This window comes from Methanothermobacter sp. (genome assembly GCF_030055425.1).
GTDB lineage: Archaea > Methanobacteriota > Methanobacteria > Methanobacteriales > Methanothermobacteraceae > Methanothermobacter.
The window spans coordinates 37,956-56,233 of record NZ_JASFYE010000008.1; the positions used below are offsets into that span (position 1 = coordinate 37,956).

An 18,278-nucleotide genomic window follows, 5' to 3' on the forward strand; every position below is an offset into this window, starting at 1 on the left:
ATTGTATGAAGGAACTCATGAAGCGTCTCTCACTTGCCAGCGGAGTCTCTGGATTTGAGGGAGAGGTAAGGGATATCATAGCATCTGAACTTGAAGGTCATGTTGATAAGATAGAGGAGGACAGGCTTGGTAACATCATCGCAACCAGGAGCAGGTCCGGCCCATCGGTCATGCTTGCAGCCCACATGGATGAAATAGGCCTCATGGTGAGGCACATCGATAAGAAGGGCTTCATAAGGTTTTCAAAGATAGGGGGAATCAGTGACCAGATGATACTCAACCAGGCCGTCTGGATCCACGGGGAGAATGGCCCTGTTATGGGTGTCATTGGATCCAAGCCCCCACACAGGATGAAGGCCGCTGAGAGGAAGAAGGTAACAACCCATGATAACATGTTCATCGATATAGGGGCAGAGTCCCGTGAGGATGCAGAGGAACTTGTCTCTGTGGGGGATCCCATTACATTCCATGCACCCTACAGTGAACTTCCCAATTCACGATTCACAGGGAAGGCCCTTGACAACCGTATAGGTTGCCTTGTAATGGTTGAGGTCCTTAAAAGGGTTGATGCTGATGCAACAGTTTACGGTGTTGGAACGGTGCAGGAGGAGGTCGGACTTAAGGGTGCCAGGACCTCGGCCTTCAAACTCAACCCTGACATGGCCCTTGCCCTTGATGTCACAATAGCAGGGGATCACCCAGGTATGAAGGAGGAGGAGGCACCAGCGAAGCTTGATGGGGGCCCTGCTGTCATCCTCACAGATGCGAGTGGTAGGGGTATAATAACCCATCCAGGGGTTAAGGACTGGCTCCTTGAGACCGCAGGGGAGGAGGATATACCGGTGCAGATAGAGGTGAGTGAGGGGGGCACCACCGATGCAACAGCCATTCACCTCACAAGGGAGGGTATACCTGCAGGTGTGGTCTCTGTACCCACAAGGTACATCCACACAACGGTGAGCATGGCAAGCATGAAGGACATCGAGATGACCGTTGACCTTCTTGTTAAGGCAATTGAAAGACTTTAAACCCCCCACACCTATTTTTCAGTATGATTTAACGTCCATTCCCGTCAAAATAGAATATGTAAGGGCTGTCACACCAGTTTTCATAGACTTCCACCACATATTTACGGTCCATGCCCATATCGCTGGTCATGATCTCATTCAGAAACTGGCCGACTGTTTCCTCTGAAATTTTCACCCGGCAAGGAAATTCGCACTGTTTTTTCATTTCAAAGACCTTTATTATGACCTTTTTCTTCAATATGCAAACCTCCTTTTGAATAACTTTGGTTAGTTATGTAATAATTTAATATATAAATTTATCTAATTATTACTAATGTTTTTTTGAGATATTAAAAAGCCGCTAAAAAACTTTAAAAAACCTTAATAAGTCAAAGGATGCGCCAATCCCGTTTTTTGACTTCAGTGATGTCAATCTTCAGGGTTCTCTATGACCTCAAGGCCATTATCTGATATGATGTACGGTACAAATTCAATTGGTGTCCTTGTGCTCCTCATCTTTATAATATCCATAACCCTCTCCCTTCTACCTGTGTAGGGGTTCTCCCTCTTTATCAGTTTTATGGCCCCGTATACAGCGTAGAGAGCTATCTCATTGAACTCCATGGAGGTGGCACTGTCAAGGATTATCAATGCAGTTATACCCCTCTTCTTTAGTTCGTAGATAAGGAGGTCAAACTGGTCCCGGAACTCATGTGTTGTTAGTTTCTCTGTATGGCTACCTATACTGTCTATCACAAGCACCTCAGTGTCCTCCGGGATCTCAGCCAGTATCTTCTGAAGGTTTCCCTTGACGGATTCAATGCCTATGTGTATCTCCGCCTCTGTGAGCCTTGCCCTTATGGCAGAGAGTCCTATGATCTTCAGGGTGCCTGATTCCATCAGTTCATCTATATCCCACCCAAGTGAGGCGCACTGGATCCTCAGGTCAGTCTCGTCCTCCTCTGTTGTAACATAGACTGTCTTAAGGCCTTTCCTGGCACTCTCAATGGCAAAGTGGAGTGCCATGATGGTTTTACCAGCCCCGGCGTCACCTGTTACAAGAATACTCCTCCCCTGAGGGTATCCCCCTATTATATCGTCCAGTCCCTTAACCCCCGTACTTAACCTGGATATAGCATCCATTTATTTACCCCCCTTAATCCATTCAGATACATTTATGAATTCAAATCTGAGGTTCCCCTCTCTATACCATATGAAATTCAAATGTGAGGTTCTCGTCCCTGCTCCTCAGCGTTGAGGTCTGTATGACGCTTCCCTTGATACCGGTCCAGGTGAAGCTCCTCATCAGCATGGCCCTGAATATTAGTGAGAAGATGGGATTCTGACGTGCCTCATTGATCCAGGGAAACGTTTTGAATTCAAGGACATACCTTGACTTCTCCTTTCGGAGTGTGGTCTCAATTCCAAGGTTCCCGAGAAACCCTGAAAGCCACTTTATGTATGCGTTGAAAACCCTCTCGGGTGCCCTCCCTGATCTGATATCCTCAACAACCCCCAGCTTCTCCATCATCCTATGGAAGTTGGGTTTGAGGTTCTTCTCAAACCTGTCTGCAAAGTTCTTTATGATGGCATTTCTGAGCTGTGGAGGAATTGATGATGCAAAGACCGGCACAGCTGAGACAACGAATCCATAAAGCTGGGCCTTTGACCTCTCACGGATGAGTTCCTCCCTCCTCTTCTCGGCCTCCACCCTCCCTGTTATGTCATGCCCTATTATCTGGAGGAGGTTCTTCTCGGTTGTTGTCTCAATGGTGGTGGAGTGTATCTCAAAGTGGTGCTTCCTTCCCTTCACATCAACAAATTCGATTTCAAAGGTTTTAGGATCATGGTTCATGAGGTCAAGGATCTTCTCAAGGAGCTCCCTTGATAGGAAACCCTTCCTCTCGAGGATGGAGAGTTTCTTACCCCTTAACTTCTTTCTGTCAAGCCCTGTTAACTCCTCGACGGTTCTGTTTGCAAAGAGTATCCTTGAGTCAGAGTTCAGGAGAATTATGGGGTCGGGTGATGTTTCAAGGAGTGCCCTGTAGCGTTCCTCACTTTCGCGGAGTTTACTGTCCATCCTGTGTTTATAGAGGGCCACCTCGATTGCACTGTGAAGCTCACGGTCCTCAAAGGGTTTTATTATATACCCGAAGGGCCCTGTGAGCTTCGCACGGCTCAGGGTCTTCTCATCAGAGTATGCTGTGAGGTAAACAACGGGTATATTCATCTCCTCTCTTATGACCTCTGCCGCCTCTATCCCGTCCATTTCACCCTTAAGCACTATATCCATGAGTACAAGGTCAGGTTTCTCCTCACGGGCAAGTTTTATTGCCTCCTCACCTGAGGCTGCCATCCCGACCACACGGTAGCCGAGACCCTCGGCCCTGTGCTTGATGTCCATGGCCACTATACTCTCATCTTCCACAACGAGCAAACTTGTAGGCGACATTCAATCCTCCCTGGATATCATTCATCCCCCGGATTAGGTTCACACAGTCAATCAGTATTATGTAAGTGGTCAGTATAAATAATTTGCTGGAAAATTCCGTTATCATCCCCTAAAACACTTCCAAACTGCAGAAAACCCTATGGAGGGGATTCAGCCACCATCACCCCTTCTGAAGTGTCTGTATACCCTCTCTGCCACCGGGCGGTTCATGCCCCTTACCGCAGCAAGTTCCTCCACACTGGCATTCCCTATACCCTCAACACTTCCAAAGTGCTCCAGGAGGGCCCTCTTTCTTCTGGGACCAACACCCCTTATACCGTCGAGTTCCGACTCAAGGGATTTTCTGTCCCTGATCCTCCGGTGGTATTCAACTGCAAACCTGTGGGCCTCGTCACGCAGGTGTCTGAGAAGCTGAAGGGCACCATCTGATACCTCAACTGGCTCTGAAAGCCCCGGGAGGTATATATCCTCCTCCCTCTTTGCTATGCCCACAAGAGGCAGATCCACACCACATGACCTGAGGGCATCCAGTGCCGCTGAGAGCTGTCCCTTACCCCCGTCAATCAGCACAAGGTCCGGTTTTTCAGTTTCATCACTGGAGTACCTCCTCATGACGAGTTCCCTCATCATGGCATAGTCATCCGGGCCCCTGGTCCTTATACGGTAGCGGCGGTACATTCCGGGGGCTGGTTTACCATCCAGGAAGACGGCGACTGAACCAGTTGCGTGTTCACCACCAATATTGGATATGTCAAGGCCCTCAATCCGTCTGGGAATGGAGGGGAGCTTGAGTTCACCCTTGAGTTCAAGGAGCGCATCCTTCACCTTACCCTTCTGTTTGAGGATGACGGAGGCGTTCTTCCAGGCGATGTTCAGGAGTCTCCTGCCTGAGCCCCCCTCTGGTGAATGTATCCTGACCTCACCACCCCTGAGCTCAGAGAGCCACTCTGATATGACCTCATCCCCTATGGGGTACTGCACCAGGATCTCTGATGGAACGTACCGCGGGATGGCATAGTACTGCTTGAGGAAGGACTCGATGATCTCCCTCCTATCTGCTGAGCCCCTCAGCATGAAGTCGTCCTTACCTGTGATCTTACCGTCGCGGATCTGCAGAACCACAACGACGGAGTTATCTCCACGGGTCTCCAGGGCCACTATGTCCTGGTCGATGGAGTCTGTGAAGGCCGCGTACTGTCTCTCCATAACCTCACGTATGGATTCAATCTGGTCCCGGATAACAGCGGCCCTCTCGAATTCCAGTTTTTCTGAGGCATCGCGCATCTCTGCCTCAAGGGCCTCAACCACCTCCCGGTATCGGCCCTGAAAGAAGAGGTCCACCCTTTCGATGATCTCAAGGTAGTCCTCCATGCTTATCCCGCCGTCGCAGGGGGCATGGCAGAGGTCTATCTGGCTGTTGAGGCAGGGTCCATCCATCCTTCTGCAGCTTCGGATCCTGAAGAGGGACTTTATGAACTTCAGGGTCTTCCTCACAGACCCGGTATCGGTGAATGGCCCGTAGTACCTTGCACTGTCACCCCTGATGGTCCTTGTTATGATTACACGGGGGTATTCCTCGTCTGTTATCTTTATGAAGGGGTACCTCTTATCGTCCTTGAGGCGGACGTTGTATGGTGGCCTGTACCTCTTTATGAGGTTGGATTCAAGGATGAGGGCCTCCTTTTCATTCTCTGTTAGGATGTACTCTATGCTGTCAAGGTGCCTCATCATGACCCTGAGGCGGGGGTTCTCGTGTTCCCTGAAGTAGGATGCTACCCTCTTCCTTATTGAGACCGATTTGCCAACGTAGAGGACTCTGTCGTTTTCATCACGGAATATGTAAACGCCTGTCCTGTCTGGAAGTTTTCCTGGATCCCTGACCCTTGTCAACCTATCATCCCTTTAAGATTCTAAAGGTGCAGCTGTATACCTGTCCCTTCTAACTGCAGAGGTATACCGTCGATGCATCATTCCTTTAACATTCTAAGACTGCAGATGTATACTTGATGTATCACTCTTCTAACTGCAAAGGTATATATAATGTGACCTGGAAATATATTTTCACCATAAATCGAGTTTCTCATTTTAAGTGATTTGTGATGAAATTTAAACTGGTATCAGATTACAGACCCCTCGGGGATCAGCCAAAGGCGATACGGTCCCTCGTTGAGGGTATAAACTCAGGGATGAGGGAGCAGACCCTCCTGGGGGTCACAGGGTCAGGTAAGACCTTCACCATCGCCAATGTCATCGAGGAGGTCCAGAAACCGACGCTTGTCATATCCCACAACAAGACACTGGCTGCACAGCTCTACGAGGAGTTCAGGGAGTTCTTCCCTGATAACGCAGTGGAGTACTTCGTGAGCTACTATGACTTCTACCAGCCAGAGGCCTACATACCACAGACAGACACCTACATAGACAAGGAGGCCTCAATAAACGATGAGATAGACAGGATGAGACACTCGGCAACCCAGGCGCTCCTATCCAGGGATGACGTTATAGTGGTATCCAGTGTATCCTGCATCTACGGCATAGGGGCCCCCGCAGATTACGGTGAGTTCACCCTCCACCTTGAGGTTGGCTCCACCATCGGGAGGGAGGAGATCCTCTCAAGCCTTGTAAGCATGCAGTACGAGAGGAACGACGTGGAATTCGACAGGGGCCAGTTCAGGGTCCGCGGCGACACCATAGAGATAAACCCCATCCATGGAACACCACCAATCAGGATAGAACTGTTCGGGGACGAGGTGGACTCCATATCAACCGTCCACAGGGTAACAGGTAAGAGGCTGCAGAAACTGGACCGCATAACCGTATTCCCTGCCAAGCACTTCGTGATCCCTGAGGACAGACTCCAGAGGGCCATAGAATCAATAGAGGAGGAACTTGAGGATCGCCTCAGGGAACTCAGGGCCCAGAATAAACTCCTTGAGGCCCAGCGCCTGGAGCAGAGGACGAGATTCGACATGGAGATGCTAAGGGAGATGGGCTACTGCCAGGGCATAGAGAACTACTCAATGCACCTCAGCGGCAGGAAGTGGGGTGAGAAACCCAACACACTCCTTGACTACTTCCCCGATGACTTCCTGACGGTCATCGACGAATCACACGTGACCGTCCCCCAGATAAGGGGCATGTACAACGGTGACCGGGCAAGGAAGGAGACACTCGTTGAGTACGGCTTCAGACTCCCCAGTGCAAAGGAGAACCGTCCTCTGCGCTTCGATGAATTCCAGGAGAGCATAAACCAGGTGATCTATGTCTCCGCAACCCCGGGTAAATATGAGCTCTCAAGGAGCCAGAACATCGTTGAACAGATCATAAGGCCCACTGGCCTCGTGGACCCTGAGGTCAGGATCCGGCCGGTTAAGGGACAGGTTGACGACCTCCTCTCTGAGATAAGAAGGAGGGTTGACCTTGGCCAGAGGGTTCTCGTAACAACCCTCACCAAGAGGATGGCAGAGGACCTCACCGACTATTATTCACGGGTTGGTGTTAGGGTGAGGTACCTCCACTCAGAGATAGACACCCTTGAGCGTGTTGAAATCATAGATGACCTCAGACGTGGCGAATTCGACTGCCTGGTGGGTGTGAACCTCCTCAGGGAGGGTCTGGACCTACCGGAGGTTTCACTGGTGGCGATCCTCGACGCCGACAGGGAGGGCTTCCTCAGGTCAGAGACCTCCCTCATACAGACAATCGGTAGGGCCGCCAGGAACGTCAACGGCCAGGTACTGATATACGCCGACAGACTCACAGACTCGGTGAAAGCAGCGGTTGAGACCACCAACAGGCGAAGAAAGCTCCAGATGGAGTACAACCGCAGGCACGGTATAAAGCCAAGGAGCACAAGAAGGACCCTCAGGGAGAAGAAGGATAAAGAGGAGATTAAGGCTGAGGAGATACCCCGGGATGAACTTGAAGTCATAATAAAGGACCTTGAGGCCGAGATGCGTGAGGCCGCAAGGAACCTGGAATTCGAGAGGGCCGCGAGGCTCAGGGACCAGATAATGTCCCTCAAGGGGTCCTCATCAAAATAAAACGAACTTTATATGAATAAGTGGAGATTCTGAGAGTTATGAGTGGAAAGATAGTTATTAAGGGTGCAAGGGAGCACAACCTCCAGAACATTGACCTTGAACTCCCAAGGGATAAATTCATCGTCATAACAGGTATAAGCGGGTCAGGGAAGTCCTCGCTGGCCTTTGACACCATATACGCTGAGGGCCAGCGGCGATACGTTGAGTCCCTCTCAGCCTATGCAAGGCAGTTCCTGGGGCAGATGAAGAAGCCCGAGGTGGACTACATAGAGGGCCTCTCCCCTGCAATATCCATAGACCAGAAGACCACAAGGGTCAACCCCCGCTCAACCGTGGGGACCATCACAGAGATCTACGACTACCTCCGGCTCCTATTTGCAAGGATAGGTAAACCCCACTGCTACCTCTGCGGAAGGGAGATAGAGCAGCAGACATCAACCCAGATAGTGGACCGTATAATGGAGGACGATGAGGGCACAAGGATCATCATACTGGCACCGGTGGTGAGGGACAGGAAGGGCGAGCACCAGCGGGTTTTTGAGAGGCTCAGGGAACAGGGATTCGTAAGGGTCAGGGTTGACGGCGAAATAAGGGACCTTGACGAGGAATTCAACCTTGACAGAAACCGGAAACACTCGGTCGATGTGGTGGTGGACCGCCTTGCTGTTAGAAAGGACACTGAATTCAGGAAGAGGCTCGCAGACTCTGTTGAAACCGCCCTTGAGATGGGCGAGGGTACACTCAGGGTCCTCTACCATGATACAGGCAATGAGAGGGTCTACAGTGAACACTTTGCCTGCCCTGACTGCGGCATAAACTTTGAGGAGATAAGCCCCAGGATGTTTTCATTCAACAGCCCCCACGGGGCATGTCCAGAGTGCAATGGGCTTGGAAGCAAACTTGAGATAGACCCTGACCTCGTGGTACCCTACCCTGAGCGCTCCATAAATGAGGGGGCCATAGTCCCCTGGAGCAGGTCAGGTAAGAGGGACAACTACTACCACCAGATGCTGAGGGCTGTGGCTGAGCACTACGGCTTCAGCCTGGACACACCCTTCGGTGAACTGGACGAGGAACACAGGAAGGCAGTCCTCTACGGGACAGATGAGAAGATCCAGTTCGTATTCCAGCGTAAAAACAGAACCTACCGTGTTAACAGGCGCTTTGAGGGTGTTATACCCCGGATGGAAAGGATCTACATGGAGACCAAGTCCAACTACATGAGGACCTACATAGGTAAATTCATGAGCAACCATGCATGCCCGGTCTGTAAGGGGAGCAGGCTGAGACCGGAGAGCCTCTCGGTCACGGTGGGTGGAAAATCAATACATGATGTTGTTGAAATGTCAGTGAGCGAGGCCCACAGCTTCTTTGAGGGCCTTGAACTCACCGGGAGGGAGGAGTACATCGCAAGGGAGATCCTCAAGGAGATACGTGAGAGGCTACGGTTTCTGATTGACGTGGGTCTTGACTATCTGACACTTTCAAGGTCCTCAGGCACACTCTCAGGTGGCGAGGCCCAGAGGATAAGGCTCGCAACCCAGATAGGATCGGGCCTCGTGGGGGTACTCTACATCCTGGACGAGCCCAGCATAGGCCTCCACCAGAGGGATAACATGAGGCTGATTGAGACACTCAAGAGGCTCAGGGACCTGGGGAACACCCTGATAGTGGTTGAACACGATGAGGAAACCATACTCTCCGCTGACCACGTGGTTGACATTGGACCCGGTGCCGGGGAACACGGTGGACACGTGGTTGCAGAGGGAACACCCCAGGAGATAATGGAGGACCAGGCATCCCTCACAGGGGCGTATCTGTCGGGCCGGGAAACAATACCTGTACCCAAATTCAGGAGGGGCCATTCAGGAAAATACCTCACTGTGAGGGGGGCCAGGGCCAACAACCTCAGGGACATCGATGTGAGGATTCCCTTGGGTGTCTTTACATGTGTCACCGGTGTATCAGGTTCAGGTAAGAGTACACTGGTCAACGAGATACTTTACAGGGGGGTCTATGAGAGGCTCCACAATAAGCACATGAATGCAGGTGAGCACACCGACATCGAGGGCCTTGAGCACATCGACAAGGTTGTGATGATAGACCAGTCACCAATCGGGAGGACACCACGATCAAACCCCGCCACCTATACAGGGGTCTTCACCCATATCAGGGAACTCTTCGCCCAGACCCCCGAGGCAAAGAAGAGGGGCTACAGGCCAGGCAGGTTCAGTTTCAACGTCAAGGGGGGCCGCTGTGAGGCCTGCAGTGGTGACGGGATAATCAAGATAGAGATGCACTTCCTTGCAGATGTCTATGTCCCATGTGAAGTCTGCAGGGGTAGAAGGTACAATGAGGAGACCCTTGAGGTAAGATACAGGGGTAAGAACATAGCAGAGGTCCTTGATATGACCGTGGAGGAGGCCCTTGAGTTCTTTGAGAGCATACCCCAGGTGAGGAAGAAGCTGCAGACACTCTATGACGTGGGCCTTGGCTACATAAAGCTGGGTCAGCCAGCCACAACACTCTCAGGTGGTGAGGCCCAGAGGGTCAAACTGGCAAAGGAACTTGGGAGGAAGAGCACCGGGAAAACGCTCTACATCCTTGATGAGCCAACCACAGGACTCCACTTCGATGACATCAAGAAACTCCTCAATGTCCTGGGAAGGCTTGTGGATGCAGGTAACACAGCTGTTGTGATAGAACACAACCTGGACGTTATAAAGTCTGCGGACCACATCATAGACCTTGGACCCGAGGGCGGTGACAGGGGAGGCCTTGTGGTGGCTGAGGGTACACCCGAGGAGGTTGCTAACTCAGGAACCCACACTGGAAGGTTCCTCAGGGATGTCCTCAACGGTGTACAGAATGAGAGGGTCCCTCTGGGGCAGGACACTGGAAAGTAGTGACTTTTCCTGCTCAGTGAGAAGTTTTTATGTTAATTTTTTATATAGTCTTTTTTAAACCACATGCCGCTTTTATATTCGCTTTTATATTCTTTATCGTAAGATAAAAGTGTTTCACTCCACTCATTTAAAGGAAATTTTTTATATGATCATCCCCATAAATTTTATGTGGTTATCATGAAATACCGTGAAGACCTTTTGATGATGATTGCAGCGGCAGTTATGATGTTATCCTTCAACTGGATGCATGGAATTTTCCTGATTTTACCTCTCATCGCAATCCCAAAACCCTCAGGAAGGGTAATTAAATGGGCTCTTTTTGTTTTTGCAGTATTCACGGCTTTACTCATAATTCAGCCAATGACACGGGCAGTTGGATTCAACATATCAGATGAACTCTTCAGGATAGTCCTCCTGATGCTCTTCACAGTGATGATCGCACTGCTCATTGAGAGGATTGAGAAGGTCCGCTCCCTCAGAAAACTGAACCGTGAACTGGCAAAAAAGGCTGCAGAACTTGAGGATGCCAATAATGAACTGGAGGCATTTGCCTATTCAGTATCACATGATCTCCGCGTCCCTTTAAGGGCCATCGACGGGTTTTCAAGGATACTAGTCGAGGACTATGAGGATAAACTTGATGATGATGGTCTCAGGGTCATTGGAATAATCAGGGAGAACACAAAGAAGATGGGGCAGCTCATCGATGACATCCTCCTCCTATCAAGGGCTGGAAGGCAGGAGATGAACCCTGTGACTCTGGACATGAGGGAACTTGCAGAGTCAACCTACCGGGAACTTGCCTCACAGGAGGAGGGAAGGGCCATAGAGTTTTCTGTGGATGACCTCCCACCTGCAATGGCAGACAGGGTCCTAATGGGGCAGGTGATGGGCAACCTCCTCTCAAACGCCATCAAATTCACAAGGGACAGGAACCCCGCAAGGATAGAGGTGGGATACATGGACGGGGGCGATGAGCACATCTACTATGTCAGGGATAACGGGGCAGGATTTGATATGAAGTATGCGGGAAAACTCTTTGGACTCTTCCAGAGACTCCACAGTCAGGAGGAATTTGAGGGAACCGGTGTGGGCCTCTCAATAGTCCAGAGGATAATAAAGAGGCACGGAGGAAGAGTCTGGGGTGAAGGTGAGGTTGATGCCGGTGCAACAATATACTTCACACTTCCAAAGGCGGTGGGATAATGACAGATGCGGATATACTCCTTTATACTTCACATTACCAAAGGCGGTGGGATAATGACAGATGCGGATATACTCCTTGTTGAGGACAACCCTACAGACGCAGAACTAACGATAAGGGCACTGAAGAAAAACAACCTTGCAAACAAGCTCCACTGGGTCAAGGATGGTGCAGAGGCACTTGACTACATATTCGCAAGGGGATCCTACTCTGAGCGGGACCCTGATAACCTCCCGAAGCTCATACTCCTTGACCTCAGGATGCCAAAGGTTGATGGCCTTGAGGTTCTCCAGGAGATCAAGAGAAATGAAAGCACATCCAGAATCCCGGTGGTGGTTCTGACTTCATCCAAGGAGGACCGGGATATAGTTGAGAGCTACAAGCTGGGGGTTAACAGCTACGTGAGCAAACCCGTGGAATTCGATGAATTCATAAACGCGGTTTCAACCCTGGGATTCTACTGGATGATCATAAATCAGCCACCTGAGTAGTTCGCATGTGTATTCAGAGGATTTCCAATGTCAGAAAAGGTTAAGGTACTGATCCTTGAGGACGTCCCCCTTGACGCTGAACTTGTCATAAGGGAGCTTGAGAGGGATGGTATAGACTTCCAACATCTCACAGTTGACAGTGAGGACTCCTTCAGAAGGGCCCTTGAGGAATTCCAGCCAGACATCATCCTGGCCGACCATACCCTCCCCGACTTTGATGGTGTATCAGCCCTGAGGATAGTGAGGGAGAGACATGATATCCCCTTCATATTCGTGAGTGGAAAGATTGGGGAGGAATTTGCCGTTGAAATGCTGAAGGCGGGGGCAACAGATTACGTACTCAAAAATAACCTTTCAAAGTTACCCCTGGCTTTCAGGAGGGCCCTTCAAGAAGCAGAAGAGGAGAGAAAGGTTCGGGAGGCTCAGAGGGCCCTTGAAGAGAGTGAAAGGAAGTACAGGGCCCTCTTTGAGAAATCAGGTAACCCCATATTAATATGTTCACCCGACGGGACAATACTTGATGTTAACCCTGCTGCAGCGGGATTCCTCAAATCATTTGCTGATGATATAACCGGCAGAAACATCAGTGAATGGATCAGTGAGGATGACTTCAAGAGGCTCATGGGGGACTGCGAGGGTGGCCATATGAAGTTCACGGTGGGTCTACGGGGCCGCACCCTTGATGTATCCGTAACAGCGGTTGAAGTGGATGATGAAAAGCTTATTTACTTGATGGGTAAGGATATCACGGTCCAGAAGAGGATTGAAAAGGAACTTAAGGCCAGCAAGGAGGAGTACAGGGTAATATTTGAGAATACAGGTACCCTCACAATTATCTGTGGCAGTGATATGGTGATAGAGCTTGCAAACAGTGCCTTTGAAAGGTTTTCTGGCTACAGCAAGGGGGAAATACAGGGATACATGAAGCTCACCGACTTTGTGGACCCCTCTGATGCAGGGCGCATAGAGGCTTACCACAGGTTAATGTCAGTTAACCCTGATGTCATACCAAAGAACTTTGAGCTCACACTCAAAAACAGGAGGGGTGAGGAGAGGAACTTCTTTGCAACGACGGTCACCATCCCTGGGAGCAAGAAGTGTCTCCTCTCCCTTATGGACATAACCCATAAAAAGTCGGTTGAAAAGCGCCTTCGAGAATCCCTTAAGGAGAAGGAGCTGCTTCTACGGGAGATACACCATCGTGTGAAGAACAACCTCCAGATAATCTCAACCCTCCTGATGCTGCAGGCATCCATCACAGGGGACCCCCGTCTGCGGGAACTCTACATGGACAGCCAGCACAGGATAGAAGCCATATCACTCATACATGAAAAGCTCTACGAGTCAAGGGACCTATCACGGGTCAACCTCAGGGACTACATCAAGACACTTCTCAGTGACCTCCTTGATTCATACGGTGCAGATAGAAGTGAGATCGATGTGAGAATCCGCGTGGATGATGTTATGCTTAACATCGAAACAGCAATCCCCTGTGGCCTCATAATAAATGAACTTGTAACCAACAGTATAAAGTACGCATTCCCTGATGATGGAGGCGAGATCACCGTGGAGGTTCACAGGAATGGTGACCGTTACACCCTCATCGTTTCAGATAACGGTGTTGGATTGCCAGAGGACCTTGACCTTGAGAATACCAGCACCCTGGGTCTGAGGATTGTGAGAAACCTTGTGGATCAGATAAATGGTGAACTCAAGATAGAGAGGCCTGCCAGGTTCATGGTGAAATTCCGTGAGGTTGAGTACAGTAAGAGGTTTTAGGTTCAGGATGACTATCAGATTCCGGTAACGATTCATCCTTAAAATCAGGTACAGTAAGAGGTTTTAGGTTCAGGATGACTATCAGATTCCGGTAACAATTCATCCTTAAAATCAGGTACAGTAAGAGGTTTTAGGTTCAGGATGACTATCAGATTCCGGTAACAATTCATCCTTAAAATCAGGTACAGTAAGAGGTTCAGGTTCCAGATGCGTCTGCTTTTAAACTGCCAGAGGCGGCTTAAAGGTCAGATTTCACATCAAATTTTAAGTTTCAGTGATTCCAGAGTGATTGAGGATCATCTGAATTAAAAAGACCTTGGGGAGATTTTATGGCAAGAATTCTTGTTGTTGAGGACGAGGCCATAGTGGCAATGGGTATAAGACACAAACTTGAGACAATGGGCCATGAGGTGGTGGATACCGTCTCAACAGGCAGGGACGCCATAAGGGCAAGTAAGATACATGAACCGGACCTTGTCCTCATGGATATAGTTCTCAAGGGTGAAATGGACGGAATAGAGGCCGCAAGGGAGATAAGGGACCGCTTTAACATCCCCATAATCTACCTCACAGCCTACGCCGATGAGGAGATGCTGGCACGTGCAAAGATAACAGAGCCCTACGGGTACATTGTGAAACCCTTCAAATCATCTGAACTCAACGCCAACATTGAGATGGCGATATACCGGCACAGGTCGGCCATGAGGGAAATGGAACTCATGAGGAAGAGGATAATCTCAGACTTCTACAACTTCATCCTCAACGCAATGCCCTCACCCGACGCCGACCGGGATGAGATCAGGGAACTGCTATCAGGGATATTCAGGGATAGGATCATATCTGAACTTAAACCTGGATTTGAATCATGTATGGTGGAATCACCCTACGATGACCCGCTTGAGGCATACCTCGCATGGGTTGCGGATGTATTTGAGAACTTCACCATCAGGGTGGGCTTTCTTGAGGATGATGAAAATGTCTACGTTGAATTCGAGAACTGCCCATGGATTGATGATGCAGGGAAGAACCCTGGATTCTGCCTCAACTGTGAGGCCGTTCTCAAGCTGAGCTGGGACTGGAGTGGGCTTCCCGGTGATTTCAGGGCACTTGAACACATTGCTGATGGATCAGAGAGGTGCCTCTTCAGGTTCAGCGTGAAGTAATCTCTTCAGTGGACTCGAAAACCCATGTATCAATACAAACCCTTCAGAGGTTAAGCGTTAAATAATCGTTTCAGTGGTCTGGAATGAGGAGAACAGGTATCGCAAACCTCCCCCTGCATGGGGGACATCCTCCTGCCTGGCTCATGAGGAGGATGGTTGAACTCTCAGGTGCCATAGCTGAGGTTATAATTGAGGAGTACGGGACCTCTGAGTTCATATCGAGGATCTCTGACCCATTCTGGTTTCAGGCGTTCTCCTGCACCATCGGGTTTGACTGGCACTCCTCAGGGACAACCACAACTACCTGTGGGGCCCTCAAATCTGCACTTGACCCTGAAAGGCACGGTATACTGGTTGCAGGTGGTAAGGGGAGGGCTTCCCGCAGGACACCGGGGGAACTTGAGGCTGCAGGGAAACTCTTTGACCTGGATTCCCATCACCTGGTTTATTCCAGCAGGATAGCTGCCAGGGTGGATGGTAACTGTATACAGGACGGTTTCAGCCTCTACCAGCACACCTTCCTTGTTGACGCCGATGGTGAGTGGGCTGTTGTACAGCAGGGTCTCAACCCTGATGGAGGATATGCCAGGAGGTACCACTGGCTTGGTTCAGGGGTTGGGGATTATGTTGACTCACCCCACAGCGGGATATCATCTGATAAGACCATGGGGGAGGTCCTTGACATGACCTCACCCAGAAGCAGGGGTGCCCGTGATGTGAGTGTTGATATAGTCTGCGATGGTCCCTCACACATAAGGGGGTACCTCACAGGGCAGCGGACACTCTTTGACTTCAATGTACTTGACATGCCAGGTCACCATGAGGTTCTACCCTTGGACCTCACAGAGAGGGATATGGCGGTCCTTGAGAGGGCATATGAGATCCGGCCTGGAAACTATGAGGAACTGGTCATGGTTGATGGCCTTGGACCCAAAAAGATCAGGGCCCTGGCCCTTGTTGCAGACCTCGTATACGGTGAGGAGGTAAGCTGGAGGGATCCTGTGAAGTACAGCTATGCGCATGGTGGCAAGGACGGATACCCGTACCCTGTTGATAGGGATACCTATGACAGCACAGTGGATTATCTCAAGGGTGCTCTTGAGGAGGCCAGGATTGACAGAAAGGATCGCCTCAGGGCACTTGAGTCCCTTGAAAGATTCTTGAGGTTTTAGTTTTTTTGTCCATTCAGCATGATTTGTTTTTGATATTCGTATTTTCATTGAGTTCAGGTTTTCCTCAAGAAAGATTATATTACTTAAATTTTTGTTTTTTAGCTGTTTTTCTTTGTTTTTTTGTGGCTCTATCCTGAAAGTCTTCCACTGCCAGGCCCATGGAAATTTAAGGAGAAAAATTTTTATTACTTTTCAGGATTTCATATGCTTATAAGTAATACTTGAATTTTTTTAGTAATTATTAAATACCTTGCTGAGATACATCCACATGGTGATAGGTTGGATACAGGATACTTTCCGTTTACAGCAATCACAGGTCAGGAAATGCTTAAAAAGGCCCTCCTCCTCAACGCAGTAAACCCTGCAATAGGGGGTGTCCTGATAAGGGGGGATAAGGGTACAGGAAAGTCAACTGCAGTAAGGGCCCTGAGTGACATTCTTCCTGAAAGAAACATCGTGGATGGCTGTAGGTTCGGATGCGACCCTGATGGATCTGAACTGTGCATGGAGTGCCAGGAAAAACTTAAGATGCATGGGAAGCTTCAGGTGAGGTCCGCAAAAATGGAGGTTGTTGACCTTCCTGTTTCGGCAACAGAGGACATGGTGGTGGGAACCATTGACATAAGGAGGGCGCTCCATGAGGGAATAAAGGCCCTTGAGCCAGGATTACTTGCAAGGGCCAATGGAAACATCCTCTACATCGACGAGGTCAACCTCCTCGATGACCATGTGGTCAACGTGTTACTTGACGCAGCAGCCATGGGCGTGAACATAGTTGAACGTGAGGGCATATCTGTGAGACACCCCTCAAGGTTCATACTTGCAGGTACCATGAACCCTGAGGAGGGGGACCTGAGGCCCCAGATAATTGACAGATTCGGTTTGAGCGTGGATGTGGAGGCCCTCACTGACCCTGATGAGAGGATAAAGGTCATAAAGCGGGCACTCGATTTCCAGGAGGATCCTGAGGCATTCCATTCAGGGTTCAGGAGGAAACAGGAGGAGCTCCAGAGGAGAATAATGGAGGCCCGCAGTCTCCTCAGCAGTGTTGAGATGGATGATGATGTGCTCCTCCAGATAGTTGAAATAGCATCGGCACTTGGAATCAGGACACACCGGGCCGATATCATAACAGCAAGGACAGCGAGAACCCTTGCAGCGTTCAACGGCAGGAATTGGGTGAATGGAGACGACGTTAAGGAGGCGGCACTCCTTGCGATGAAGCACCGACTAAAACAGCTCCCATTCCAGAGGGAACAGGAACTCTCACAGGAGCTCATAGAGGACATCCTGAACGGGGAATTTGAGGATGACTCTGAGATCGACAGGAACAGGAGACTACGGAAGGACCTTAAGGTCCCTGACCTCAGGGCATCTCTCCAGGGCCATGCAGGGCCGGCTGTTCAGGGCAGAAGGGGGAAGTACGTCCGTGCAAGGGAGAACCCTGAGCCCTCAAGTGTGGCGGTTGATGCCACACTGCGAAGGGCCGCTGCAGCTGGTTCCTTGAGGATAGAACCGGAGCACCTCATGGAGAAGGTCCGCGTGGGGAAGGCCAGGGCCCTCTACATCATGGTCCTTGACACATCCTCATCCATGAGGCTGGAGCGTAAGATAAAATTTGCAAAGACGGTTTCATGGCTTCTTCTCAGGGATTCATATGAAAAGAGGAACAGGATAGCCCTAATAGCCTTCAGGGGTTATGATGCCACGGTTGTGGCTGAACCAACATCCCGTCTGGAGGCGGTTGAGGAGGCCCTTGAGGGCCTTAAGGCCGGTGGCAGAACACCGCTCACACCGGCACTGAAACTGGCAGCTGAGGTCTCAAAATCCGCTGATGAGGAGGCCTGCACAGCGGTTGTTATCTCAGATGGACGCTGCAACGTTTTCATAAACTCCAACCTCGAGGAGGACCTCAGAATGCTTGAAGAGGAGATTGGTAACATGAAAATTGTATTTGTAAACGCTGAGCCCGAGAAGAGGAGCCTGGGTATACTTGAGGATATGGCCTCCAGGTTCAATTCAGAGATCTTCTACCTTGATGACGTAATTATCTGAGGAGGT

General features: G+C 50.1%; 13 protein-coding genes. 9 read left to right on the plus strand and 4 right to left on the minus strand.

From position 1 onward, the window contains the following. Positions 1–5: 5 nt before the first annotated feature. Positions 6–1,028, plus strand: coding sequence for a M42 family metallopeptidase (locus QFX39_RS07825; protein WP_300479158.1), 1,023 nt, complete (start codon positions 6–8; stop codon positions 1,026–1,028). Between the two features lie 28 nt (positions 1,029–1,056). Here the strand turns inward: QFX39_RS07825 and QFX39_RS07830 are convergent, their stop codons facing one another. The 4 genes from QFX39_RS07830 to uvrC all read right to left on the minus strand — a co-directional run bounded on the left by QFX39_RS07830 (position 1,057) and on the right by uvrC (position 5,349). Continuing rightward, positions 1,057–1,266: a hypothetical protein gene (locus QFX39_RS07830; RefSeq protein WP_300479161.1), complete on the minus strand. Its 210-nt coding sequence runs from the start codon at positions 1,264–1,266 to the stop codon at positions 1,057–1,059. Between the two features lie 170 nt (positions 1,267–1,436). Further along, positions 1,437–2,150 carry an ATPase domain-containing protein gene (locus QFX39_RS07835; RefSeq protein ID WP_300479163.1) on the minus strand — a complete coding sequence of 238 codons (714 nt, stop codon included), beginning with the start codon at positions 2,148–2,150 and terminating at the stop codon, positions 1,437–1,439. 61 nt (positions 2,151–2,211) lie between these two features. Next, the gene (locus QFX39_RS07840; protein ID WP_300479251.1) at positions 2,212–3,435 is read right to left on the minus strand and encodes a methanogen output domain 1-containing protein; all 1,224 of its coding nucleotides are present in this window, start codon (positions 3,433–3,435) and stop codon (positions 2,212–2,214) included. Positions 3,436–3,609: 174 nt separating this feature from the next. Then, positions 3,610–5,349 (minus strand): excinuclease ABC subunit UvrC, encoded by a 1,740-nt coding sequence (gene uvrC, locus QFX39_RS07845; protein WP_300479165.1) that lies wholly within the window; start codon positions 5,347–5,349, stop codon positions 3,610–3,612. Between the two features lie 206 nt (positions 5,350–5,555). Here uvrC and uvrB point away from each other — a divergent pair, with 206 nt between their 5' ends. The 8 genes from uvrB to QFX39_RS07885 all read left to right on the plus strand — a co-directional run bounded on the left by uvrB (position 5,556) and on the right by QFX39_RS07885 (position 18,272). Then, positions 5,556–7,502 (plus strand): excinuclease ABC subunit UvrB, encoded by a 1,947-nt coding sequence (uvrB, locus tag QFX39_RS07850; RefSeq protein WP_300479167.1) that lies wholly within the window; start codon positions 5,556–5,558, stop codon positions 7,500–7,502. Between the two features lie 38 nt (positions 7,503–7,540). Further along, the gene (uvrA, locus tag QFX39_RS07855) at positions 7,541–10,408 is read left to right on the plus strand and encodes an excinuclease ABC subunit UvrA (RefSeq protein WP_300479170.1); all 2,868 of its coding nucleotides are present in this window, start codon (positions 7,541–7,543) and stop codon (positions 10,406–10,408) included. 177 nt (positions 10,409–10,585) lie between these two features. Then, positions 10,586–11,614 (plus strand): ATP-binding protein, encoded by a 1,029-nt coding sequence (locus QFX39_RS07860; RefSeq protein ID WP_300479173.1) that lies wholly within the window; start codon positions 10,586–10,588, stop codon positions 11,612–11,614. Positions 11,615–11,668: 54 nt separating this feature from the next. Continuing rightward, on the plus strand, positions 11,669–12,103 hold the full coding sequence (locus tag QFX39_RS07865) for a response regulator (protein WP_300479176.1): 435 nt from the start codon (positions 11,669–11,671) through the stop codon (positions 12,101–12,103). A 27-nt stretch (positions 12,104–12,130) separates the two neighbouring features. Continuing rightward, positions 12,131–13,882, plus strand: a complete 1,752-nt coding sequence (locus tag QFX39_RS07870; RefSeq protein WP_300479179.1) for a histidine kinase dimerization/phosphoacceptor domain -containing protein — start codon at positions 12,131–12,133, stop codon at positions 13,880–13,882. A 329-nt stretch (positions 13,883–14,211) separates the two neighbouring features. Next, positions 14,212–15,045, plus strand: a complete 834-nt coding sequence (locus tag QFX39_RS07875) for a methanogen output domain 1-containing protein (protein ID WP_300479181.1) — start codon at positions 14,212–14,214, stop codon at positions 15,043–15,045. An 83-nt stretch (positions 15,046–15,128) separates the two neighbouring features. Next, positions 15,129–16,217, plus strand: coding sequence for a DUF763 domain-containing protein (locus QFX39_RS07880; protein WP_300479183.1), 1,089 nt, complete (start codon positions 15,129–15,131; stop codon positions 16,215–16,217). A 279-nt stretch (positions 16,218–16,496) separates the two neighbouring features. Continuing rightward, entirely contained in the window at positions 16,497–18,272 is a 1,776-nt protein-coding gene (locus tag QFX39_RS07885) for a magnesium chelatase subunit D family protein (protein ID WP_300479186.1), read from the plus strand. The last annotated feature ends 6 nt before the right edge of the window (positions 18,273–18,278 follow it).